Here is a 22,250-nt window from a genome sequence, read left to right as displayed (position 1 = left end):
CCTGCGGCGGCGGGTAACCCGTGGCGGACGCGGCGCCGCCGGGTGCCGTCCAGCGGAAGGAGACATCGTGGTCAACCCGCAGCAGGAGGAGCTCCGGCGCAACGACAAGGGCGCCACCAGCCAGTACAGCAAGGGCCCGAAGCCGACCGGTCACCCGCTGAACCGGGGCTCGTCCAAGGGGGACACCGGGCGCCCGGTGCCGAAGGGACAGATCTCGCCGTACGGCCCGGCGGGGGAGCCGGTGGCCGACGACGAGAGCGACGGGCGGGGCTGACTCAGCCCCGTCCGGTGGGCGGCCGCAGCCGGTTCCAGGTGGCTGCGGCCGTCAACCCGTACGCCAGGTGCGGCACCAGGTCGGCGATCCAGTCCGAGCGGCGCCAGGTGCGCGGGTCGGTCACGCCGAGCATCGTCATGCCGCCGTCGGAGAGCGTCATCACGCCTCCGCCGAGCACCCCGGTGGCCAGTGGCAGCGGCTGCCGCCGGCCGCGGGTGAGCAGCGCGAAGCCGACCGCGGCGGCGATCCCCGCGCCGTAGCCGAGCAACGGCCCGAGGCCCGAGCGGCGGTTGGCCGCCCGGTCCCCGGACCCGAGGTCGACGTGCGCCACCCCGGCCAGCCGGCCGGCGCTCTCCTCGGGGGTACTGCTCGCCGGGCGTCCCCGGACCACCATGTCCAGGTAGCTCACGATGTTCAGCGCGGTGCTGCCGACCGCCCCGACGATCACCCCGTCGGCCAGGCTCGTCCCCCTCACTTGGGGTCTCCGGGCTCGCGTTCGCCCTTGGGCCCGTACGTCCGCTCGCCGCGCACGATGCCCCGCTGTCCCCGGTCGTCCTGCAGGATCCGGTTGGCCACCTCGTTGGCCTTGCGGTCCGGCACCCGGCGTCCAGAATCGTCGATCGCGTTCCGGATGCGCGCCCGCTGCTTGTCGTACGCGTTGCTGCCCGGCCGTGGTCCTGGCATCACTGCCTCCTCCGGTCGCTGTCGCCCGTCGGCGTACCGGGTGCGTCTACCCGCCTGCCGGCGGGCCAACCCCGGCTCGCCGGGGCGGCCGGCCCCCGCTCGGTCGGCGCGCTGACCCGGCTCAGCGGGGCGCGCGGATCACCGCGACCGGGCAGTCGGCGTGGTGCAGCACCGCCTGGCTGACCGAGCCCAGCAGCAACCCGGTGAACTCGCCGCGCCCCTGCCGGCCGACCACCACCAGCTGCGCCTGGCGGGAGGCGTCGTTGAGCACGGCCGCCGGGCGGCCGCGGACGGTCCGCCGGGCGATCGGCACGTCGGGCCAGCGTTCGGCGAGCCCGGACGTCACCTCGGCGACCAGCCGCTGCTCGTCGGAGCGCAGCTCGGTGTCGTCGTAGACCAGCGGCTGCATGTCGCCCGGGCCGGTGGAGACCGGGTGCCGGTAGGCGTGCAGGGCGAGCACCTCGGCGCCGCGGACCGACGCCTCCTCGACCGCGAACTCCGCCGCGAGCCGGGACGTCTCGGAGCCGTCCACGCCCACCACCACCGGCCCGTCGGCGCGGTCGCTGCCGCGGGCGACCAGCACCGGGCAGTCGGCGTAGGAGGCGACCTGGACCGCCACCGAGCCGACCACCAGCGCGGAGAAGCCGCCCAGGCCCCGGTCGCCGAGCACGATCATCGCGGCGGCCGGCGACTCGCCGAGCAGCACCGCCGCGGCCTCCCCGTCGATGATCTCGCCGGAGACCCGCAGGCCGGGCACCGCCGCCTCGGCCTCGGCCACCGCCTCGGCGACCAGCCGCTCGGCCTGCTGCCGCAGGCCGCTGCCGGGCGGCCCGCCGGCCGGGGGCTGCACCGGCACGTGCAGCAGCGGCCAGATGAAGCCGTGCACGATCCGCAGCGGCCGGTCCCGCCGGTCGGCCTCGGCAGCCGCCAGCCGTACGGCCCGCAGCGCCGGCTGCGAGCCGTCCACGCCGACCACCACGGCCGCGCCGTTCGCCGAGTTCACCGTCCACCTCCCACCGGTTCCGGGTCAGTATCGCGGCCGGTGAGCCGCCGGCGGGGCGATACCGCCCAGGACGTCCGGTCGGTACGCTGGCGACGACCACCGGGGAGGGAGCGTCATCGATGGTTGAACCCGACCAGCCGAGCACCGCACGGATGATCGACCACTGGCTCGGCGGGGAGCACCACTTCCCGGTGGACGTGGCCGCGGCGCGTGCCTTCGAGCAGGCGTACGGGCCGTGCGCGCCGATCTTCCGCGAGTTGCGTGCCTTCCTGGGTCGGGCGGTGCGGGCGATCGTCGCCGACGGGGTGGACAGCTTCCTGGTCTTCGGCGCCGGGGTGCCCACCATGGGCAACGTGCACGAGGTGGCCACGGAGGCGACGGTGCTCTACACCGATGTGGATCCGGTCACCATCCGCCTCGGCCAGCGGATCCTGGCCGGCAGCGACCGGGCCGGCTACGGCTACGGCGACGCCACCGACATCGGCACCGTCGACCCGGCGCAGCTGCACCGGTTCGTGCCGGGGTGGGGGAGGCGGCCGGTCGGCGTGGTCTTCCTGGGGCTGGCCGCGTTCCTCGACGACGACACGCTGGCCCGCACCCTCGACGAGCTGTACGGCGCCGTCGCCCCGGGCAGCCGGCTCGCGATCGACTTCGACACCGACGAACTGGCCGCCCACCCGGAGGCCCTGGCGATGATGGGCCCGGCGTTCCGGATGCGCCGGCCGGAGGCGTTCGCGCCGCTGCTGGGCCGGTGGCGGCCCACCGCCGACGGCATCGTGCCGATCGCCCGGTGGCGCCCGGACGGCCCGCCGGCCGACGTGCCGGACGCCTTCTACGGTGCGGTGGCGGTCCGCCCGGCGGACTGAGCCGCGCGGCGAGCAGCCGGTCCCGGGCCGCCGGGGACGGGTTGATCACGATGGCGGCCGCCCGCGCGGCGCGGTGCCGGCGACCTCCGTATGATGCTTGCCGTACAGCAAGTGTTGCCGGAGGAGAACCATGTTGGACGCGCCCGGCGGGTTGTCACGTGCGCTGCGCGAGTCCCCGCCCGACCAGGTGGCCGAGGCCGCCGACCGGGCCATCCGGTCCACCCTGGGCGCGACGCGCACGGACGTGTTCCTCGCCGACTACCGGATCAGCGGGCTCTGGCCGGTGCTGGACCCGGACCTGCCCGAGGCCGGTTTCCTGTCCTGCCAGGGTATGGCGCAGCGCTGCTTCAGCAGTCAGCAGCCGGTGCTCGACGGCGCCGGGGACGGCCGGTGCCGGCTCTACCTGCCGCTGTCGGTGTGGGGGGAGCGGCTCGGGGTGCTGCTGGTCGAGTTCCCCGCCGCGCCCGGTCCGGCCACTGTGGAGCGGGTCGGGGACGTCGCCGGTGAGCTGGCGGTGGTGCTGCGCGCGGCGGACCGGGAGACCGACCGCTACCGGCGGGCCCGCCGGCGGGAGCGGCTCAGCATGGCCGCGGAGATGCAGTGGGAGCTGCTGCCGGGTCGCGGGGTCAGCCACGACGCGTTCCAGCTCGCCGGCCAGTTGGAGCCGGCGTACACGGTGGGGGGTGACCACTTCGACTGGTCGCTCGACGGCGACCGGCTGACCCTCACCGTGCTCAACGGATCCGGCATCGGGCTGTCCGCCTCACTGCTGACCGCGGTGACCGTGAACGCTCTGCGCAACGCCCGGCGCTCCGGTGGGAGCCTGACCGAGCAGGCCGAACTCGCCTCCGACACGGTCTTCTACCAGCACCGGGGCCGGCGCTACGTGGCGACGCTGCTGATGGAGCTGGACACGGTCACCGGCCGGGTGCGGGCGGTGGACGCCGGTTCGCCGCGGCTGCTGCGGCTGCGCGGCGGCGCGGTCGACACGATCGGCCTGGAGCAGCAGCTGCCGTTGGGCATGTTCGCCGAAGCCCGGTACGACCTGCAGGAGTTCGACCTGGTGCCGGGGGACCGGCTCTTCGTGGTCAGCGACGGCGTGTGGGCGGCCGCGCCGGCCGACCGGGAGGCGTACGGGGAGAAGGCGATGGCGCGCGCGATGCGGTCCACGCGGCTGCAGCCACCGGCGGAGGCAGTTGGTACGGTGATGCGCGAACTGCACGCCTGGCATGCGGACACCGATCTGCGCGACGACGCGGTCGTGGTCTGTCTGGACTGGCGCGGTTCCGGCGGCCGGGCCGGCGACTGACTGCCGTCGCCGCACCGAGGCCGAACACGAGCGGGACGATCGCAGGGGACACCGGGTGGAGCGACCTCCGAATCTCGCCGCCGCGATCGACGCGGCCGCCGAGGCGCTGGTCGGCGTGCTGGACTCGGCCGTCTCCCGGCACCAGATGGTCGTCTCGCCGACCCAGCTGCGGGTGCTCTCGCTGATCGCCGGGCGGCCGCGGACCACCGTCAACCGGCTGGCCGAGCTGCTGGACGTCGTGCCGTCGTCGGCGAGCCGGCTCTGCGACCGGCTGGAGGCGATCGGGCTGCTGCGCCGGGTGGCCGATCCCCGCGACCGGCGGGAGGTCCGGCTGGTGCCGACCGCGGCGGCACAGGAGTTGCTGCGCGAGCTGGCGGAGCGCCGGCACCAGGCGGTGCAGAGCGTGCTGGACCGGATGCCCGGCCGGGTGCAGCACGAGCTGCTGCTGGGCCTGCTCGCCTTCGGTCAGGCCGCCGCGTCCGCCGCCGAGCCGGCGGCGGATCCGTCGGCCCGGAGCGCCTGAGGACGCCTTCCGGCCGCTACCAGTATCCTAGGACGCTCTACGCGACGTGAGGCCGGTCACAGCGCCGACAGGCCGCGCCGAGCCGGGCTCGGCGGCACCCGGACCGGCGGCGAGGGCCCGATATAGTGGCAGCGCAACTCAGCCGGCCCGTGATCACGACGATCGCGGGCCGAATCAGGGGAGGTCCCGTCCCGGGACCGCAGCGGGTGCCGGCGCACGCCGGCCCGACAGCACGCGTCCCGCAGCGCCCGACCTCGGCCGGGCGGCCGCGACGCGTCGCGGAGGAGGTTCGGTGTCGCGTCGGCCGGCTGGGGCAGCGCATCCGGGGGCCTCGGGCGGCACCGACCCGGCTCCGGGCGACCGGGTCCTCACGCTGCCCAACCTGATCAGCTTCGTGCGGCTGCTCGGCGTGCCGCTCTTCCTCTACCTGCTGCTGGTCGCCCGCGCCGACGTGGCCGCGATCGTGGTGCTGGCCATCGGCGGCACCACCGACTGGGTGGACGGCTGGATCGCCCGCCGGCTGGGCCAGGTGAGCCGCCTCGGCGAGCTGCTCGACCCGCTCGCCGACCGGCTCTACATCCTCGCCACGCTGCTCGGGTTCACCGCGCGCGAGGTGGTGCCCTGGCAGTTCACCGCCGCGCTGCTGGCCCGGGAGCTGCTGCTGCTCGGCTCGCTGGCGGTGCTGCGCCGGTACGGGTACGGGCCGCCGCCGGTGCACTACGTCGGCAAGACCGCCACGTTCCTGCTGCTGGCCGCGTTCCCGGTGCTGCTGCTGGCCTCGGCGGTGCCGGGGGCGGCCGCGGTCGCCGGCCCGGTCGGCTGGGGCCTGGCCTGGTGGGGTCTGGTGCTCTACTGGGTGGCCGGCGCCCTCTACGTGGTGCAGGCGCGCCACCTGGTCACCTCGGTGCGGGCGGGGGGAGCGGGCGCGTGACCGGCACGCCGCGCGAGGGTCAGGGCCGCACCGAGCGGGTGTACGCCCCGGACTTCCTCACCGAGTTGTTCCGCAATCCGCTGGATCCCGGTTACCTGGACGCGGCGGCGCGCCGGCGCGAGGGCGGGCGCCCCTCGGGGTGGCGCGGCTGGTCGGCCCGGTCGGTGAGCCTGCTGGTCATCGTGGTGCTGGGGTTCCTGTTCGCGGTGGCGTACAAGCAGACCCTGGCCGACGAGCCGGGGCGCAGCCAGGCGCGGTCCGGGTTGGTCGCCCAGATCAAGGAGCGGCAGGCCGAGGCGGACCGGCTGGCGGTCCAGGCCGACCGGTTGCGCGAGGAGGTGGCCCGGCAGCGCGAGCTGGCGCTGAGCGGCTCGCAGGCGGCCCGGCTGCGGGACCTGGAGGCGGGCACCGGGATGGGTCGGGTGCGCGGCGACGGCGTGGTGGTGCGGCTGGCGGACGCGCCGGGCAAGCAGGACGCGGTCACCGGGGCGGGCGCCGGGCCGCCGCGGGTGCTCTACAGCGACCTGCAGGCGGTGGCGAACGACCTGTGGAGCGCCGGGGCGGAGGCGATCGCGATCAACGGTCAGCGGTTGACGGCGACGTCGACGATCCGCTCGGCCGGGGAGGCGATCCTGGTGGACTTCCGGCCGGTGACCGGGCCGTACGAGGTGTCGGCGATCGGTCCGGGGTCGATGAAGCGCCGGTTCGACGAGAGCCGGTCGGCGTTGTTGATGCGTGAGGTGGCCGAGAAGACCGGGTTGTCGTTCGGGGTGCGCAAGGTCGACGACCTCACCCTGCCGGCGGCGCCGGAGCCGCAGCTACGCTACGCGGAGCCTTCGGTGAGTTCGACGCCGTCGCCGTCGGCCACCGGTGTCCAACCGTCCGGTTCCCGGACGTCCCCCAGCCCCTCCGGAGGTGGTCGATGATCGCGGTGCTGGCGTTGCTCGCCGGGGTGGTGCTCGGGGTGTGGCTCGATCCCACGGTGCCCGCGGCGTTGCAGCCGTACCTGCCGATCGCGGTGGTGGCGGCGCTGGACGCGGTGTTCGGCGGGGTGCGGGCGAAGCTCGACCGGATCTTCGACGACAAGCAGTTCGTGGTGTCGTTCATCTCGAACGTGCTGGTGGCGGGCCTGATCGTGTACCTGGGTGACCAGTTGGGCGTGGGTGGTCAGTTGTCCACCGGTGTGGTGGTCGTGCTGGGGGTGCGGATCTTCGGAAACGTCGCGGCGATCCGCCGGCACCTGTTCCGGGCGTAGGTTTACAGGCGATGAGCGACGAGCACACCGAGACGGGGACCGGCTGGCCGCAGCCGGCGGGTCCGCCGCGCCCGTCGGGGCCGGCGGGGGAGCCGGATCCGCGGCCGGACGCGCCGGATCCGGACGAGTTGAGCCCGTTGGCGCCGCGGCCGCCGGAGCGGCAGGACGCGCCGCCGGTGGAGGAGGAGTCGGCCGGCGCCGGCGAGGCGGCGACGGTGGACCTGAGCCGGGCGAGTGCCGCGGCCGCCGAGGGGCCGGACGGGAGCGCCGGCGGGTCGGCGGCGGACGCGGCGGGGGCGGTAGCCGGGCCGGTGCGGTCGGTGCGGGCGCGGCTGAGCTCGGCCGGGGTGATGATCGCTGTGCTGTTGGCGTTGCTGGGCTTCACCCTGGTGGTGCAGTTGAAGACGACGTCGACGGATCCGACGTTGGCGGCGACCCGGCAGGAGGACCTGGTCCGGATCCTGTACGACCTGGATTCGCGGACGAACCGGTTGCGGCAGGACATCGAGTCGTTGGAGGAGAGCCAGCGGCAGTTGCAGTCGGGTGAGCAGGGGCGTCAGGCGGCGTTGGAGGAGGCGACCCGGCGGGCTGACGAGTTGGGGATCCTGGCGGGGACGTTGCCGGCGACGGGGCCGGGGTTGTCGGTGCGGTTCGTCGCGGGCGGTAAGCCGATCTCGGCGTCGCGGGTGCTGGACGCGGTGCAGGAGTTGCGGGGCGCGGGCGCGGAGGCGATGCAGATCTCGGGTGGGGATCAGGCGGCGGTGCGGATCATCGCGTCGACGTACTTCCTGGACGAGGACGGGTCGTTGATCGTGGACGGGCGGCGGTTGACGGGTCCGTACACGATCACGGTGATCGGTGATCCGGCGACGATGCGGACGGCGTTGAACATTCCTGGTGGGGTGGTGGCGTCGGTTGCCGGCGACGGCGGTAACGTGATCGTTGAGGATCGTGAGGCTGCCGAGGTTTCGGCGCTGCACGCGCCGATCAAGCTGGAACACGCCCGTCCGGTCTCCTGACCGGCGCGGCCGGCACCGGGTGCGCCCGGTGCACCGATGGATGAGGGACGCGTCTGGTGATTCCTGAGGATCTGCGTTACACCGCTGAGCACGAGTGGGTCTCCGGTGGCGACGGCGGCACTGTCCGGGTCGGCATCACCCATTTCGCGCAGGACGCGCTGGGTGACATCGTGTATGTCCAGCTGCCCGAGGCGGGCACGGCGGTGGCCGCTGGTGAGTCGTTGGGTGAGATCGAGTCGACCAAGAGCGTGTCGGAGATCTACGCCCCGATCAGCGGTACGGTGGCGGCGCGCAACGAGGCGCTCGGCGACACCCCTGAGGTGATCAACACTGACCCGTACGGTGCGGGTTGGTTGGTGGAGATCACCCCGGACGATCCGGCGGCGGTCGACGGGCTGCTGTCCGCGGGCGCGTATCGCGAGCTCACCGAGAGCTGAGTGTGCCCGAGCCGGTGCGCCTGTCGAGTCCGCGCGTCCGGTTGCCCTGCATTTCGGCGCTGGCTAGGCTCGCCCAGTCGACCGAGAACCCAATAGTTGAGCGTCGCGGAATCGCCTTTCCGGGCACGGGGAGCCAGCCGCCGGGTGTTCATTGGCCCGGCGGCCAGACCCGCCATCACCCGACGCCGACCGAACAGATCCGTGAGGTGGTCCCATGACGCGCCCAGACGACGAGTTCCCCCCACTCGACGTCACTTCGACGCTCAATCTCGGCTCGCTCGACGAAGTGCTGGAGGGGCCGGACACCGATGTGGTGCCGAGCCGGATGTCCGGTTCGTTGCCGCCGGGGATGGCGCTGCTGGTGGTCCGGCGGGGTCCGAACGCGGGTGCCCGGTTCCTGTTGGATCACGATGTGACGACCAGTGGCCGGCATCCGGACAGTGACATCTTCCTGGACGACGTGACGGTGTCGCGGCGGCACGCGGAGTTCCACCGGGATGGTGGGACGTTCACGGTGCGGGACGTGGGCAGCCTGAACGGCACGTACGTGAACCGGGAGCGGGTCGAGGCGGCCACCTTGAGCAATGGTGACGAGGTGCAGATCGGCAAGTTCCGGGTGGTGTTCATCGCCGGTCCGCGCCCGGAGGGGGAGGCCGGCCGGGGGTGAACGAGCCTGCGGCCTCGACGTCGCCGGGTGCGGCGCGTGCGCAACCGTTGATGAGCATCGGTGAGGTGCTGGCGCAGTTGCGGGTGGATTTTCCGGACGTCACGATTTCGAAGTTGCGGTTCCTCGAGGCCGAGGGTCTGGTGGAGCCGCAGCGTACGGCGTCGGGTTACCGGAAGTTCAGCTGGGACGATGTGGCGCGGTTGCGGTTCGTGCTGACCGCGCAGCGGGACCAGTACCTGCCGTTGCGGGTGATCCGTGAGCAGTTGGCGCAGTGGGACGCGACCGGGGAGGCGCCGGGTCGGCAGCGGCCGACGTTGGTGGCGGTGGGTCCTGGTGGCGAGGTGCCGGGGCGGGAGTCGGCGGATTCGGCCGAGTCGTCGCAGGTGCGGCTCGGTCGGGCCGATCTGGTGGCGCGCAGCGGGATCGACGAGTCGACGCTGGCGGAGCTGGAGCGGCTCGGGTTGGTGGTGTCGGATCCGCCGGGTTGGTACGACGCGGATGCGTTGATCATCGCGCGGGCGGTGGCGGGTCTGTCGGCGTACGGGTTCCAGCCGCGGCATTTGCGGGGTTACCGGACGGCGGCGGATCGGGAGGTCGGTCTGTTCGCGCAGTTGGTGGCGCCGTTGGCGCGGCAGAGTGATCCGGCGGCGCGGGCGCGGGCGGCGGAGACGGCGCGGGAGTTGGTGGCGTTGTCGCAGCAGTTGCACGCGGCGTTGGTGCGGGTGGGGTTGCGGTCGACGTTGGGCCGGTGACCGGCGGGTGTGCGGAAAGATCTGTCCCGGGAAGCGTGTCGTAGGCTTGCCGGGGTAACCCCTTTCTGGCGCGGGCGTGGTGCGGATTGCGCGTGGGACGGCCGTGTCGCGGTCCGTGTACCGTGCAGGGAAGGGCGCGGTGCGGCGTAGGTGACAACGACACGGAGGCGGCGGTGCGCGAGCTGAGCGTGGTCGGGGTTCGGGTGGAGCTGCCCAGTAACCAGCCGATCGTCCTGCTCAGGGAGGTCGAGGGGGACCGCTACTTGCCGATTTGGATCGGCGCGGTAGAGGCGACGGCGATCGCCTACGAGCAGCAGGGGGTCAAGCCGGCCCGGCCGTTGACTCATGATCTTCTGCGGGACGTGTTGGCGGCGTTGAAGGCGCCGTTGCGGGCGGTGGAGATCACCGAGTTGAAGGAGAACGTCTTCTACGCCGATCTGTTGATCGGTGACGGGGTGCGGGTGTCGGCGCGGCCGAGCGATTCCATCGCGTTGGCGTTGCGGGTGGGTGCGCCCATTCGTTGTGCCGAGCAGGTCCTCAGTGAGGCGGGGATCGTGATCCCGGACGAGCAGGAGGACGAGGTGGAGAAGTTCCGCGAGTTCCTGGAGCAGGTGCGTCCGGAGGATTTCGCGGGTTGACCGGCCGCCGGTGGGCGGCTGGTGTGATGTCGGCCGGGGTCACTGTGGGTGACGCCCCGGCGGTGTGGGTGATCTTTCCCGTGGCTGCGCGGCGTGTCGCGACGGTTCCTGCGCGGTAACCCCTGAAGGCGGCTATAGGGTTGCCGTGTCGAGGGGTGCACGTCCCGGAAACGACGTGTCACCGCACTGGCGGGGAGGTTGTCCGGATGCACGAGCCGCGAGATCCCGATCCGGGTACGGAACTGGACGAGCCGGGTGTGGCGCCGCCGGGGGTGGCGACGGACGGTGACGGTTCGGTGGGCTACCGGGGGGTGACGGCCTGCCACGCGGTGGGGATCAGCTACCGCCAGTTGGACTACTGGGCGCGTACCGGGCTGGTGGTGCCGAGTGTGCGGGACGCCTCGGGTTCGGGTACGCAGCGGTTGTACTCGTTCCGGGACCTGGTGGTCCTGAAGGTCGTGAAGCGGCTGCTGGACGCCGGGGTGTCGTTGCAGAACATCCGTAAGGCGATCGAGGCGTTGCGCTCGCGTGGGGTGGAGGACCTGGCGGGCATCACGTTGATCTCCGATGGGACGACGGTGTACGAGTGCCGGTCGCCGGAGGAGGTGGTCGACCTGTTGCAGGGTGGCCAGGGCGTGTTCGGCATCGCGATCGGTGGGGCGTTCAAGGAGATCCAGGGTTCGTTGTCGCACCTGCCGGCTGAGCCGGCGGCGGCCACGCCGGGTCAGGATGCGCCGGCTGGGGCGCCGGATTCGGTGGGTGACGAGTTGGCGGCGCGGCGGGCGCGCCGGCGGGCCGGCTGAGCGGTCCGTGGTGGCCAGCTGGCGCTGACGCGCCAGGGTTCCGGCCGGCGGAGCGTCCGGGCCGGTCGGGGGTGCTGCTGACCGCGCGGTGGCGGGGTCCCGGCGGTCGGGCGCGGGGTCTGTGACGTACGGTGCCCGCGACGCGCCGAGGCTTGTTGCATATTTCGTGGTGACGCTGTGTGTGGGCGCCGGTGGTGTCGGCGGTGGTTGGCCGTTCGGTGTGTGGTGATCGTCTCTGCGGCTGAGGTCGGGTTGCCGGGACGGGTGACGCAGGTCAGGCGATCGGTTGTCGGGGTGTCTGCGGTGGTCAGCGGCGGGTGCGGGGCCGTTGCCGCCGGTCCGTGGCGGGTTCGGCCGATGACTGCGGCCATATCGACGGTGACTCTGGGTGTGCTGCCGGTTGCCTGGTGTGGAGGGCCGGTCCGGTCCGATTGTGACGGTGGGTAGTGGAGGGTGTCGGGAATCCGATAGGGGGGCGATGACCGCGGCGACGCGACGCGCTATGGTCCCTCACGCGGTCGCCCCGGTTCGGGTGTCGCCTGCGTAGGCGCTGCTCGCGCCGGCCGACCGTTGCCCCTACGCGCCACCCTCGCGCGCCCCCCTCCACGTCGGAAGGAACGACCGTGACGGTTACGGAAGAAACCGCTCCCGCCTCCCACTACGAGCGCATCGGTGGCGCCAACTCGGTGAAGGCCGCCGTCGACCTGTTCTACGACCGGGTGCTGGCCGACCCGGAACTGGCCGGCTACTTCACCGATGTGGACATGCCGTCGCAGCGCCGGCATCTGGCGTTGATGCTGACCGTGGTGCTGGGCGGCCCGAACGAGTACGCCGGGCGGGGCCTGGCCGAGGCGCACCAGCCGTTGCGGATCCCGGTGGAGCACTACGTCAAGGTGGGTGAGCACCTGGTCGTGACGCTGACCGAGCTGGGCGTGCCGGGCGACATCATCGCCGACGTGCAGGCGGTGCTGGCGCAGGTGCAGGACCAGGTGGTGTTCAGCGGGACCTCGGCGAGCGCCTGAGCGTGGACGCGGCCCGGCTCAAGCAGAGCTGGTCCCTGGTCGCCGCGCACGGCGACCAGGTGCCGCTCTATTTCTATTCCACGCTGTTCCTGGCCCACCCGGAGACCCGGCAGATGTTCCCGACGAACATGGCCGGGCAGCGTGACCGGTTGGTGACCGCGCTGGGGCACATCGTGTCCAACGTGGACCAGGTGGACCGGCTGGTCGGGTTCCTGCAGGATCTCGGCGCCGACCACCGCAAGTTCGCGGTGCGCGCGGAGCACTACCCGGCGGTCGGGGAGGCGCTGCTGGCGACGTTGCAGCACTTCCTCGGCGAGCAGTGGACCGACGAGCTGGCCCAGGACTGGGCCGGCGCGTACGGGCTGGTGTCGCAGGTGATGATCGAGGCCGCGCAGGCCGCCGAGGCGGTCAACCCGCCGTGGTGGGTGGCGGAGATCGTCGGGCACGAGCGGCGGGCGTTCGACGTGGCGGTGTTGACGCTGCGTCCGCAGTACCTGTTGCCGTTCACGCCGGGTCAGTCGATCGGGGTGTCCCACCCGTCGGTGCGGTCGTGGCGGTACTACTCGCCGGCGAACGCGCCGCGCGCCGACGGCACCCTGGAGCTGCACGTCCGGGCGGCGCCCGGCGGGGCGGTGTCGTCGCGGCTGGTGTACGGGTGCGCGGTGGGTGACCAGATCCACCTGGCCGCACCGGTGGGTGACCGGCTGACGTTGTGGTCGGCCGGCTCCGCGGATCTGCTGCTGCTGGCCAGCGGCACCGGCTGGGCGCCGGTGAAGGCGCTGGTGGAGCAGGTCGCGGCGGAGGGTTCGCGGCGCAAGGTCGACCTGTACGTGGGGGCCCGCTCGCGCACCGAGTTCTACGACAACGACGCGATCGACAAGCTGGCGTCGTCGTACCCGTGGCTGACCGTGACCTACGTGGTGGGCACGGACCTGCACCGGCCGGGGGAGTTCGTGCACGCGGTGGACCGGGCGCTGGCCGACGGTGACTGGCGGTCCCGGCACGTGTACGTGTGCGGTTCCGACGAGATGGTGTCGTACTCGACGGCGGCGCTGACCCGGGCCGGCTACCACGCCGGTCAGTTGCACCACGAAGGGCTGGGCAAGCACTGGTACGGCCCGGCGTGGCGCACCGCGGTGGATCAGGTGTCCACCCCTGACAGTTCCGGGGGTTCCCGGTGAGCGCGAGGAGTGAGCTTGCGAGCCCCGCAGCGCGAACGGAAGGCGGCACGGTGAGCGCGAGGAGTGAGCTTGCGAGCCCCGCAGCGCGAACGGAAGTTGGCACGGTGAGCGCGAGGAGTGAGCTTGCGAGCCCCGCAGCCGCGAACGAAAGGCGGTTCCGTTGACGACTCCGATCGGCCGGTATGACGGTGTGCAGGTCTCCGGCGGTGTGCAGGTACGGATGACGGCCGACCGGGTGCGTCGGTGGGAGTTCGGGTCCGCGTCGTTCACCCGGCGCGGCTACGACCAGGCCGACGTGGACCGGTTCCGGATGCAGGTGGCCGACGAGCTGGACCTGCTCTCCGCGCAGATCGCCACCCTGCGGGCGGAGAACGAGCGGCTCACCGACCGGGTGGAGCTGCACCGGCACGGGGTGATCCCGAGTGCCGGGGCGGAGGCGAAGCTGCCGGCGGCGAAGGAGGTGAACCTGCTCTCGGCGGCGCAGCGGGAGGCCGAGCAGATCATCGCGCAGGCGCACGACTACGCGCGGCGGGTCGCCGAGTACGCCCGGGTGCAGTACGAGAGTTACGTGCAGGCGGCGGCGGAGGAGGCGAAGCAGGAGGCCGAGCGGGCGGTGCAGGACTACCGCTCGGCGGCCGGGTCGAGCTTCGACGACGGGGTCGCCACCCGGGAGGCGCTGCGCATCTACGGCGAGATGATGATCTCCCACATGCAGGCCGCGGCGCGGCACCTGGACGACGGCAGCGAGCACCTGGCCCGCACCATGGACCGGCTGGTCGGTCAGGCCGGTACGGCGGTGCGCGCCGGCGCCGGGCAGGGTGCCCTGCCCCGGCACCAGCAGCGCTGAGCCGGTGGCCGGCCCGCCCGCGGCGGGCCGGCCACCGCCGCGGTGAACCCGTGGTGTGCCGGTGCCAGAGGGGTGGTCAGCGTCCGTTGCGCAGGTAGGCGAGCAGCGACAGCGGGACGAAGATCACCAGTAGCGCGGCCGACCAGAGCAGGACGGCGGTCACCGGGTGCGCCAGCGGCCAGGCCACGTGCGCGGGCGGGGCGCCCGGGTTGCCGAACAGTTCCCGTGCGGCGGCGGTGAGCGCGCTCACCGGGTTCCAGTCGGCCAGCAGGCGCAGCCAGCCGGGCATGCCGTCGGTCGGGACGAACGCGTTCGACAGCATCGTGAACGGCAGGAACAGCGGCACCATCGCGTCGGCGACCTGGTCGTTCTTCACCGCCCGGCCCAGCCAGACGCCCACCCAGCTCAGCGCGTACCGCAGGACGATCATCAGCAGGAACGCCTGGGCGGTGGGGATCAGGCCGCGATGCGGCTGCCAGCCCACCAGCAGGCCCGCGCCCACCATGACGGCCAGCATCAGCAGGCCGGTCAGCAGGTCGGCGCCGGTCTGCCCGAACGGCACCGCGGAGCGCGCCATCGGCATGGAGCGGAACCGGTCCATCACCCCGCGGGAGGCGTCGGTGGCCGTGCGCGTCATCACTCCCATGACCGCGCCGAAGGTCACCATCGCGAACAGGCCGGGCATGAGGTACTCGCGGTAGTCGCCGCCGTCGGGCACCTGGATCGCGCTGCCGAAGACGTACCCGAACAGCACCACCATGACGGCCGGGAAGAGCAGCGCCGCGACGAGTTCGCCGGGATCGTGTCGCAGCCGTCCGAGTTCGCGGCCGACCAGGGTCAGCCCGTCGGTGAACGTCCACCGCAGGCGGTGGCCCAGCGTCGGGGCGAGGTCGGTCATCGGACCAGCTCCTTGCGGTCCGTGAGGCGCAGGAACACCTCGTCGAGGGTGGGGCGGCGCAGCCGTACGTCGGCCGCGGCGACGCCGGCGCGGTCGAGCTCGCGGACGATCTCGGCGAGCCGGAGGCCGCGACCGGGGAGGGCGACGCTGAGCCGGTCGGCGCCGCTGGTCGTGGGATCGGTCCCGGCCAGGGCTTTCAGCACGGTCACCGCCGGGCGCAGGGCGGCGGGGTCGTCGAGGACGACGTCGAGGCGGTCGCCGATGGTGGCCTTCAGCTCGTCGGGTGTGCCCGTGGCGATCACCTGTCCGTGGTCGACGACGGCGATGTCGTCGGCGAGCTGGTCGGCCTCGTCCAGGTACTGCGTGGTGAGCAGCACGGTGCTGCCCTGCGCCACCAGCTCGCGGACGTTGTCCCAGATCTCGCCGCGGCTGCGCGGGTCCAGGCCGGTGGTCGGCTCGTCGAGGAAGAGCACCTCGGGGCGCAGGATGAGGCTGGTGACCAGGTCGAGGCGGCGCCGCATGCCCCCGGAGTAGCCGCTGACCCGCCGATCGGCGGCGTCCACCAGACCGAAGCGTTCGAGCAGCTCGTCGGCGCGCCGGTGCGCCTCGCGCCGGGACAGGTGGCAGAGGCGCGCGAACATGCGCAGGTTGGCGCGGCCGGTGAGCTTCTCGTCCACGGCGGCGTACTGGCCCGCGAGGCCGATCCGCTTGCGTACCTCGCCCGCCTCGCGCACGACGTCGTGTCCGGCGACGCGGGCGTGCCCGGCGTCGGGCTCGGACAGGGTCGCCAGGATGCGTACCGCTGTGGTCTTTCCCGCGCCGTTGGGCCCGAGCAGGCCGCAGACAGTTCCCTTCGGGACGGTCAGGTCCAGGCCGCGCAGGGCGTGGGTCGAGCCGTACGACTTGTGCAGCCCTTCGGCGACCACGATCGGATCGGTCACGAGCCCTCCACTGGGTACGTTGTACGCGGTTATGGCGGCCAGGCTAGATTACTGGGTACGATGTACGCAACTGGAGGGGCGAGAGGTGACCGACGCGGAGTACGTGAACATCTGGATGCGGCCCGAGCGCCCCGCCCGCGGGCCGAAGCCGGTCTACAGTCGCGCGCAGATCACCGAGGCGGCCGTCCGGATCGCCGACGCCGAAGGGCTGGAGGCCGCCACCATGCGGCGGATCGCCGCCGAGATCGGCGCCGGCGCGATGTCCCTCTACCGGTACGTCCCGAGCCGCGACGATCTGGTCGCGCTGATGGCCGACCGGCTGATGGGCGAGATCGACGTCACGGGCCTGCCCTCGGGTGACTGGCGCGCCGACCTGACCCGCTACGCCGACGGGCTGCGCGCCATGTGGCTGAGACACCCGTGGATCGCCGGCGTGCAGCGGTCACTGCCCAGCTTCGGCCCCAACCAGCTGCTCCTGATCGAACGGCTGATGGGAGTGCTCGACCCCTTCGTCTCCATCGACGAGAACCTCAGCCTCGTGGGCATGCTGAACGGCTACGTCGAGGGCACCGTCCGCGAGGAGATCAGCTCGGCCGAGGAGTTCCGCCGCAGCGGGCTCAGCGAGTCGGAGTGGATGGCGCGCAGCTACCCGTACGTCGACCGGCTGGTGAAGAGCGGGGAGTACCCGATCTTCACCAAGATCGTGATGGAGGCGCGCCAGCCGCACCTGAGCCGCGACGAGCAGTTCCGGTACGGGCTCCGGCGCGTCCTGGACTGCATCGCCCTGGCCCTGCCGTCCACGGCCGAGCCTGCGGCGCACCGAGCGGGGCGCGACGAGCGGGACGGGCCAGGGGCAGGCTCCTAGTCGACCAGCGGCGGGGCGTCAGGCGCGACCCAGCAGCTTCCCGGCTGGGGGTGTCGGCGCCGCTGCGACCCGGGTCGGGCCGGCGACGGGGTCAGGATGCGGTGACGGCGGCGACCGCCTCGCCGATCGGGGTGTCCCCGCCGACGAGTTCCAGGATCATGCCGGCGGTCGCCGGGGCGTAGAGCAGGGCGACCAGCACCCGCGCGACGTCGGTCCGGGTGACCGCGCCGCGGGGCGCCCGCCGCTGAAGGGTGATCCGCCCGGTCGGCGGGTCGTCGGTGAGCCGGCCCGGCCGCAGCACCGTCCAGTCGAGGTCCCGGCCGGTGACGTCGTCCTCGGCGGCCTTCTTCGCCCGCAGGTACGCGGCGAACACCTCGTCGGTGCCGGGGCGCGGTTCGCCCTCCACCCCCATCGAGGAGACCAGCAGATAGCGACGGACGCCGGCGCGCTGGGCGGCGTCGGCGAGCAGCACGGCGGCGGCCCGGTCGACGGTGTCCTTGCGGGCGGCGCCGCTGCCCGGGCCGGCGCCGGCGGCGAAGACCACCGCGTCGGCGCCATCGAGGTGCCCGGCGAGCTCGTCGACCCCGAGGTGCTCCAGGTCGGCCACGACCGGGTGGGCACCGGCGGCGCTCAGCGCGGCGGCGTGGTCGGGGTTGCGGATCAGACCGACGGCGGTGTCGCCCCGGCCGGTGAGTTCCCGCAGCAGCAGCCGGGCGATCTTGCCGTGTCCTCCGGCGATGACGACGCGCATACCTGCAACCTAGCCGGCCCGCCCCGCCCGCGCGGGTCGGCCGGCTCGCCCGCTGACGCGCCGCGGGTGGTCGCCGGGGTGCGGGTGGGTGCAGCATGGACGGGTGACCGAGACGATCGACGCGCTGGCCGAGCTGGTGGGCGCCGGTGGTGTCGTGGTGCTCAGCGGGGCGGGACTGTCCACCGAGTCGGGCATCCCGGACTACCGGGGGCCCAGCGGCGCGGCCCGCCGGCACACCCCGATGACGTACCAGACGTTCACCCGCGACGTCGAGGCGCGGCGGCGCTACTGGGCGCGCAGCCACCTGGGGTGGCGGACCATCGCCCGGGCGGCCCCGAACGACGGGCACCGGGCGGTGGCCCGGTTGCAGCGCGCCGGCCTGGTCGAGGCGGTCATCACCCAGAACGTCGACGGGCTGCACACCGCCGCCGGCAGCGCGCCGGTGGTGGAGCTGCACGGCCGCCTCGACGAGGTGGTCTGCCTCGACTGCGGCAACCAGACCTCCCGGGAGGAGCTGGACCGGCGGCTGCGGGAGGCGAACCCCGGCTTCGACGCCCGGGTCGACGCGGTCAACCCGGACGGCGACGTGGAGCTCCCCGACGCCGAGGTGGCCCGGTTCCGGGTGGTGGACTGCACCTTCTGCGGCACCGGCACGCTGAAGCCCGACGTGGTGTTCTTCGGCGAGACGGTGCCGGCGCCGCGGGTGGCGCACTGCTTCGACCTGGTGCACCGGGCCCGGCTGCTGCTGGTGCTGGGCTCGTCGTTGACGGTGATGTCCGGGCGGCGGTTCGTGCTGCGCGCCGCCAAGCTGGGCATCCCGGTGGTGATCGTCAACCAGGGGGAGACCCGCGGTGACGGGTACGCGGCGCTGACCGTGGACGCGCCGCTGGGCCGGCTGCTGCCCGCACTGGCCGACCGGACCGTCGGCGACCTGCCCGCCGACCCGGGCAGCTCCCGCCCGGCCGCCGGGCCCGCCGACCCGGAGGGCGCCCGGCCGGTGGCCGGGCCCGTCGGCGCGGCGGCAGCCGGCTAGCCCTCGCGCACCCGCCCGTCGGGCGGCTGCGGCGCACGACCGGCCTCGCGGTCGCCCGGGCCAGGCGGCGGGCGGGAACTGATCGAGGCCGGCACGCCGGTCAGGTGGCCGGTGGCGCGACGAAGCGGGGCTGGTCGAGCACCCAGCGCCAGGTGCCGTCGGGCTGGCGGCGGGCCACCTCCGCGGTGACCGAGCCGTCATCGAGGCGGGTGGAGGTCAACGCCAGCTCCCCGGCGTACAGGGTGGGCTGCGGCTGGCCGGGGGTGAAGGTGGGGCCGTCGGCGAGCATCTGCTCGAACGCGGCCCGGATCTGGTCGGCGCCGGCCGCGGGTCCGGCGGGGGTGGCGAACACCCCGTCGGGCTCGTAGAGGGCGACGAGACCCTCGACGTCGCGGGCGTTGGCGCGGGCGACGAAGAATCGCCCCAGGTCGTCCGGACTGGTCGCCGGCTCGGTCATGGGCACCTCCTGCGGTGTGCGCGACTACCTCCATGATCGGGGACGGGGGTACGACATCGGCCCGAAACACCGACGCTGGTAGCGTTGACCTTCGCCGGTACCACCCACGCGGGAGAGACCGCCCACAGCAGCACGGGCGGCGCCGAAGGGGCATATCCTCCCCGGAACCTCTCAGGCAAAAGGACCGCGGGGGCAGGCACTGTGGAGCGCTGCGCGGGCGCGACTCAGGGGGAGGCCGACCCGTCGACCTCGCCTCCCGGGAGCGCACCCCATGACAGAGCAGTTCGCCGCCCGCCACATCGGCCCCGATCCGGACGACGAGCGCCGGATGCTGGAAACGGTCGGATACGGCTCGATCGACGAGTTGATGGACGCCGCCATCCCGGAGGTGATCCGCTGGCACGGCACCCTCGACCTGCCGGCGCCGGCCACCGAGCAGCAGGCGATCGCCGAGCTGCGCGCCCTGGCGGCCCGCAACACCGTCGCCGTGTCCATGATCGGCCTGGGCTACCACGGCACGCACACCCCGGCGGTGATCCGCCGCAACGTGCTGGAGGACCCGGCCTGGTACACGGCGTACACGCCGTACCAGCCGGAGATCAGCCAGGGCCGGCTGGAGGCGTTGCTGAACTTCCAGACCATGGTGACCGACCTGACCGGCCTGGCCACCGCCAACGCCTCGATGCTCGACGAGGGCACCGCCGCGGCCGAGGCGATGACCCTGGCCCGCCGGGCGTCGAAGAGCAAGAGCCCGGTGTACGTGGTCGACGCCGACACCCTGCCGCAGACCATCGCGGTGATCGCCAGCCGGGCCGAGCCGCTCGGCATCGAGGTGCGGGTGCTGGACGTGGCCGCCGACGAGCTGCCGGGCGAGTTCTTCGGTCTGCACCTGCAGTACCCGGGCGCGTCCGGGGCGGTCCGCGACCAGGCCGCCCTGGTCGAGGCGGCGCACGCCGCCGGGGCGCTGGTCACCGTGGCGGCGGACCTGCTGGCGTTGACCCTGCTGCGCCCGCCGGGGGAGATCGGCGCCGACATCGCCGCCGGCACCACCCAGCGCTTCGGCGTGCCGATGGGTTTCGGCGGCCCGCACGCCGGCTACCTGGCGGTCCGCTCCGGGCTGGAGCGGATGCTGCCCGGCCGGCTGGTCGGGGTGTCCCGTGACGCCGACGGCAACCCCGCGTACCGGCTGGCGTTGCAGACCCGCGAGCAGCACATCCGGCGGGAGAAGGCGACCAGCAACATCTGCACCGCGCAGGTGCTGCTCGCCGTGATGGCCGGCATGTACGCCGTCTACCACGGCCCGGACGGGCTGCGGGCCATCGCCCGGCGTACCCACGAGATGGCGGCGCGGCTCGCGGCCGGGCTGCGCGCCGGCGGGGTGGACGTCGCGGACGTCGCGTTCTTCGACACCGTCACCGCGACGGTGCCCGGCCGCGCGGCCGAGGTGGTCGCCGCCGCGGCCGAGCGGCGGGTGAACCTGCGGCTGGTCGACGCCGACCGGGTGGGCATCGCCTGCGACGAGACCACCACGGTGGCGCACCTGGAGGCGGTGTGGGCGGCGTTCGGCGTGCCCGCCTTCGCCGGCGCCGGCGACCCGGCGTTGCCGGCGACGCTGGCCCGCACCTCGGACTTCCTCACCCACCCGGTGTTCCGCAGCCACCACTCCGAGACGGCGATGCTGCGCTACCTGCGGCGGCTCTCGGACTTCGACTACGCCCTGGACCGGGGCATGATCCCGCTCGGCTCGTGCACGATGAAGCTCAACGCGACCACCGAGATGGAGCCGGTGAGCTGGGCGGAGTTCGCCCACATCCACCCGTTCGCGCCGGCGGAGCAGACCGCCGGCTACCGGGAGATGATCGCCCAGCTGGAGGGCTGGCTGGCCGAGGTGACCGGCTACGACGCGGTCAGCGTGCAGCCCAACGCCGGTTCCCAGGGTGAGCTGGCCGGGCTGCTGGCCATCCGCTCGTACCACGCCTCGCGGGGTGAGGGGCACCGGGACGTGTGCCTGATCCCGTCGTCGGCGCACGGCACCAACGCCGCCAGCGCGGTGATGGCCGGCATGCGGGTGGTGGTGGTCGGCTGCGACGCCGACGGCAACGTCGACCTGGTCGACCTCGACGCGAAGATCGACAAGCACCGGGACGCGCTCGCCGCGATCATGGTGACGTACCCGTCGACGCACGGGGTGTACGAGACCGGCATCGCGCAGCTGTGCGCGAAGGTCCACGAGGCCGGCGGGCAGGTGTACGTCGACGGCGCGAACCTCAACGCGCTGGTCGGGTTCGCCAAGCCGGGCCGGTTCGGGGCGGACGTGTCGCACCTGAACCTGCACAAGACGTTCTGCATCCCGCACGGCGGCGGCGGGCCGGGGGTCGGCCCGGTGGCGGTGCGGGCGCACCTGGCGCCGTTCCTGCCCGGCGACCCGCTGGGCGGCCACGTCGACGGCCGGCCGGCCATCTCGGCGGCGAAGTACGGGTCGGCGGGGATCCTGCCGATCCCGTGGGCGTACCTGCGGATGATGGGCGCGGCCGGGCTGACCCGGGCCACCGGGGTGGCGGTGCTCGCGGCGAACTACGTGGCGGCGCGGCTGCGCGCCCACTACCCGGTGCTGTACGCCGGCAACAAGGGCCTGGTGGCGCACGAGTGCATCCTCGACCTGCGGCCGCTGACCAGGGCGACCGGGGTGAGCGTGGACGACGTGGCGAAGCGGCTGATCGACTACGGCTTCCACGCCCCGACCATGTCGTTCCCGGTGGCGGGGACGCTGATGGTGGAGCCGACGGAGAGCGAGGACCTGGCCGAGCTGGACCGGTTCTGCGACGCGATGATCGCCATCCGGGCGGAGATCGACAAGGTGGGTGCGGGGGAGTGGCCGGCCGGCGACAACCCCCTGGCGAACGCGCCGCACACCGCGGCGATGGTCAGCGGCGACAACTGGCCGCACCCGTACCCGCGGTCGGTGGGCGCGTACCCGGGCGGGGTGGACCGGGTCGGGAAGTACTGGCCGCCGGTGCGGCGGATCGACGGCGCGTACGGCGACCGGAACCTGGTCTGCTCGTGCCCCTCACCGGAGGCGTTCGAGAGCTGACGT

Annotated in this window: 26 protein-coding genes and 1 riboswitch; of the genes, 19 read left to right on the top strand and 7 right to left on the bottom strand. The window is 73.4% G+C overall.

Annotated elements, in window-relative coordinates:
- Positions 1-67 precede the first annotated feature (67 nt).
- Positions 68-274 (top strand): hypothetical protein, encoded by a 207-nt coding sequence (locus SM577_RS24040; protein WP_302922585.1) that lies wholly within the window; start codon positions 68-70, stop codon positions 272-274.
- Between the two features lies 1 nt (position 275).
- Here SM577_RS24040 and SM577_RS24035 read toward each other — a convergent pair whose 3' ends face one another.
- The 3 genes from SM577_RS24035 to SM577_RS24025 form a co-directional block, all read right to left on the bottom strand.
- On the bottom strand, positions 276-749 hold the full coding sequence (locus SM577_RS24035) for a hypothetical protein (protein WP_302922586.1): 474 nt from the start codon (positions 747-749) through the stop codon (positions 276-278).
- Positions 746-958, bottom strand: a complete 213-nt coding sequence (locus SM577_RS24030; RefSeq protein WP_302922587.1) for a phosphatidylethanolamine-binding protein — start codon at positions 956-958, stop codon at positions 746-748. Before SM577_RS24030 ends, SM577_RS24035 begins: the two co-directional genes overlap by 4 nt.
- A 121-nt stretch (positions 959-1,079) precedes the next feature.
- The gene (locus SM577_RS24025; protein ID WP_302922588.1) at positions 1,080-1,961 is read right to left on the bottom strand and encodes a universal stress protein; all 882 of its coding nucleotides are present in this window, start codon (positions 1,959-1,961) and stop codon (positions 1,080-1,082) included.
- A gap of 119 nt (positions 1,962-2,080) precedes the next feature.
- Between SM577_RS24025 and SM577_RS24020 the strand changes: the two genes are divergently transcribed.
- The 15 genes from SM577_RS24020 to SM577_RS23950 all read left to right on the top strand — a co-directional run bounded on the left by SM577_RS24020 (position 2,081) and on the right by SM577_RS23950 (position 14,211).
- Positions 2,081-2,827 (top strand): SAM-dependent methyltransferase, encoded by a 747-nt coding sequence (locus SM577_RS24020; protein ID WP_474579736.1) that lies wholly within the window; start codon positions 2,081-2,083, stop codon positions 2,825-2,827.
- A 130-nt stretch (positions 2,828-2,957) separates the two neighbouring features.
- Positions 2,958-4,136 (top strand): PP2C family protein-serine/threonine phosphatase, encoded by a 1,179-nt coding sequence (locus SM577_RS24015; protein WP_302922590.1) that lies wholly within the window; start codon positions 2,958-2,960, stop codon positions 4,134-4,136.
- A 55-nt stretch (positions 4,137-4,191) separates the two neighbouring features.
- Positions 4,192-4,659 carry a MarR family transcriptional regulator gene (locus tag SM577_RS24010; RefSeq protein ID WP_302922591.1) on the top strand — a complete coding sequence of 156 codons (468 nt, stop codon included), beginning with the start codon at positions 4,192-4,194 and terminating at the stop codon, positions 4,657-4,659.
- Between the two features lie 292 nt (positions 4,660-4,951).
- Positions 4,952-5,590 (top strand): cardiolipin synthase ClsA, encoded by a 639-nt coding sequence (gene clsA, locus SM577_RS24005; protein WP_302922592.1) that lies wholly within the window; start codon positions 4,952-4,954, stop codon positions 5,588-5,590.
- Positions 5,587-6,516 carry a DUF881 domain-containing protein gene (locus tag SM577_RS24000; protein ID WP_474588023.1) on the top strand — a complete coding sequence of 310 codons (930 nt, stop codon included), beginning with the start codon at positions 5,587-5,589 and terminating at the stop codon, positions 6,514-6,516. Before clsA ends, SM577_RS24000 begins: the two co-directional genes overlap by 4 nt.
- Positions 6,513-6,845: a small basic family protein gene (locus tag SM577_RS23995; RefSeq protein WP_007460356.1), complete on the top strand. Its 333-nt coding sequence runs from the start codon at positions 6,513-6,515 to the stop codon at positions 6,843-6,845. The genes SM577_RS24000 and SM577_RS23995 overlap by 4 nt, the downstream gene beginning before the upstream one ends.
- An 11-nt stretch (positions 6,846-6,856) precedes the next feature.
- Positions 6,857-7,864, top strand: coding sequence for a DUF881 domain-containing protein (locus SM577_RS23990; protein WP_474588022.1), 1,008 nt, complete (start codon positions 6,857-6,859; stop codon positions 7,862-7,864).
- 56 nt (positions 7,865-7,920) lie between these two features.
- Positions 7,921-8,301: a glycine cleavage system protein GcvH gene (gcvH, locus tag SM577_RS23985; RefSeq protein ID WP_302922595.1), complete on the top strand. Its 381-nt coding sequence runs from the start codon at positions 7,921-7,923 to the stop codon at positions 8,299-8,301.
- A 214-nt stretch (positions 8,302-8,515) separates the two neighbouring features.
- Positions 8,516-8,968 carry an oxoglutarate dehydrogenase inhibitor Odhl gene (odhI, locus tag SM577_RS23980; protein ID WP_030503922.1) on the top strand — a complete coding sequence of 151 codons (453 nt, stop codon included), beginning with the start codon at positions 8,516-8,518 and terminating at the stop codon, positions 8,966-8,968.
- 50 nt (positions 8,969-9,018) lie between these two features.
- The gene (gene ftsR, locus SM577_RS23975) at positions 9,019-9,720 is read left to right on the top strand and encodes a transcriptional regulator FtsR (protein WP_474588032.1); all 702 of its coding nucleotides are present in this window, start codon (positions 9,019-9,021) and stop codon (positions 9,718-9,720) included.
- A gap of 173 nt (positions 9,721-9,893) precedes the next feature.
- Complete coding sequence (locus SM577_RS23970) at positions 9,894-10,358, top strand: bifunctional nuclease family protein (RefSeq protein ID WP_088962140.1); 465 nt, start codon at positions 9,894-9,896, stop codon at positions 10,356-10,358.
- A gap of 206 nt (positions 10,359-10,564) precedes the next feature.
- Positions 10,565-11,161 carry a MerR family transcriptional regulator gene (locus tag SM577_RS23965; protein WP_474579738.1) on the top strand — a complete coding sequence of 199 codons (597 nt, stop codon included), beginning with the start codon at positions 10,565-10,567 and terminating at the stop codon, positions 11,159-11,161.
- 623 nt (positions 11,162-11,784) lie between these two features.
- Positions 11,785-12,183: a group I truncated hemoglobin gene (locus SM577_RS23960; RefSeq protein WP_302922597.1), complete on the top strand. Its 399-nt coding sequence runs from the start codon at positions 11,785-11,787 to the stop codon at positions 12,181-12,183.
- A 2-nt stretch (positions 12,184-12,185) separates the two neighbouring features.
- Positions 12,186-13,364 carry a globin domain-containing protein gene (locus SM577_RS23955; protein WP_302922598.1) on the top strand — a complete coding sequence of 393 codons (1,179 nt, stop codon included), beginning with the start codon at positions 12,186-12,188 and terminating at the stop codon, positions 13,362-13,364.
- 160 nt (positions 13,365-13,524) lie between these two features.
- Positions 13,525-14,211: a DivIVA domain-containing protein gene (locus SM577_RS23950; protein WP_474579739.1), complete on the top strand. Its 687-nt coding sequence runs from the start codon at positions 13,525-13,527 to the stop codon at positions 14,209-14,211.
- Positions 14,212-14,287: 76 nt separating this feature from the next.
- Here SM577_RS23950 and SM577_RS23945 read toward each other — a convergent pair whose 3' ends face one another.
- Together SM577_RS23945 and SM577_RS23940 are read right to left on the bottom strand one after the other, a co-directional pair.
- The gene (locus SM577_RS23945; RefSeq protein WP_474588021.1) at positions 14,288-15,109 is read right to left on the bottom strand and encodes an ABC transporter permease; all 822 of its coding nucleotides are present in this window, start codon (positions 15,107-15,109) and stop codon (positions 14,288-14,290) included.
- Positions 15,106-16,083 carry an ATP-binding cassette domain-containing protein gene (locus SM577_RS23940; RefSeq protein WP_474588031.1) on the bottom strand — a complete coding sequence of 326 codons (978 nt, stop codon included), beginning with the start codon at positions 16,081-16,083 and terminating at the stop codon, positions 15,106-15,108. The genes SM577_RS23945 and SM577_RS23940 overlap by 4 nt, the downstream gene beginning before the upstream one ends.
- Positions 16,084-16,135: 52 nt before the next feature.
- Between SM577_RS23940 and SM577_RS23935 the strand changes: the two genes are divergently transcribed.
- Positions 16,136-16,915: a TetR/AcrR family transcriptional regulator gene (locus SM577_RS23935; RefSeq protein WP_474579741.1), complete on the top strand. Its 780-nt coding sequence runs from the start codon at positions 16,136-16,138 to the stop codon at positions 16,913-16,915.
- A 91-nt stretch (positions 16,916-17,006) separates the two neighbouring features.
- Here the strand turns inward: SM577_RS23935 and SM577_RS23930 are convergent, their stop codons facing one another.
- The gene (locus SM577_RS23930) at positions 17,007-17,666 is read right to left on the bottom strand and encodes an NAD(P)H-binding protein (RefSeq protein WP_474588020.1); all 660 of its coding nucleotides are present in this window, start codon (positions 17,664-17,666) and stop codon (positions 17,007-17,009) included.
- A 103-nt stretch (positions 17,667-17,769) separates the two neighbouring features.
- On the opposite strand from SM577_RS23930, the gene SM577_RS23925 reads away from it, so the two are divergent.
- The gene (locus SM577_RS23925) at positions 17,770-18,699 is read left to right on the top strand and encodes an NAD-dependent protein deacetylase (RefSeq protein WP_474588019.1); all 930 of its coding nucleotides are present in this window, start codon (positions 17,770-17,772) and stop codon (positions 18,697-18,699) included.
- Between the two features lie 100 nt (positions 18,700-18,799).
- Here SM577_RS23925 and SM577_RS23920 read toward each other — a convergent pair whose 3' ends face one another.
- Complete coding sequence (locus SM577_RS23920; protein ID WP_302922604.1) at positions 18,800-19,156, bottom strand: YybH family protein; 357 nt, start codon at positions 19,154-19,156, stop codon at positions 18,800-18,802.
- A 99-nt stretch (positions 19,157-19,255) separates the two neighbouring features.
- Positions 19,256-19,353, top strand: a riboswitch (glycine riboswitch).
- Positions 19,354-19,427: 74 nt separating this feature from the next.
- Here SM577_RS23920 and gcvP point away from each other — a divergent pair.
- Complete coding sequence (gene gcvP, locus SM577_RS23915) at positions 19,428-22,247, top strand: aminomethyl-transferring glycine dehydrogenase (RefSeq protein WP_474588018.1); 2,820 nt, start codon at positions 19,428-19,430, stop codon at positions 22,245-22,247.
- Positions 22,248-22,250 lie beyond the last annotated feature (3 nt).

The organism is Micromonospora desertarenae (genome assembly GCF_056150265.1).
This window is presented reverse-complemented; position numbering and strand designations above follow the sequence as displayed.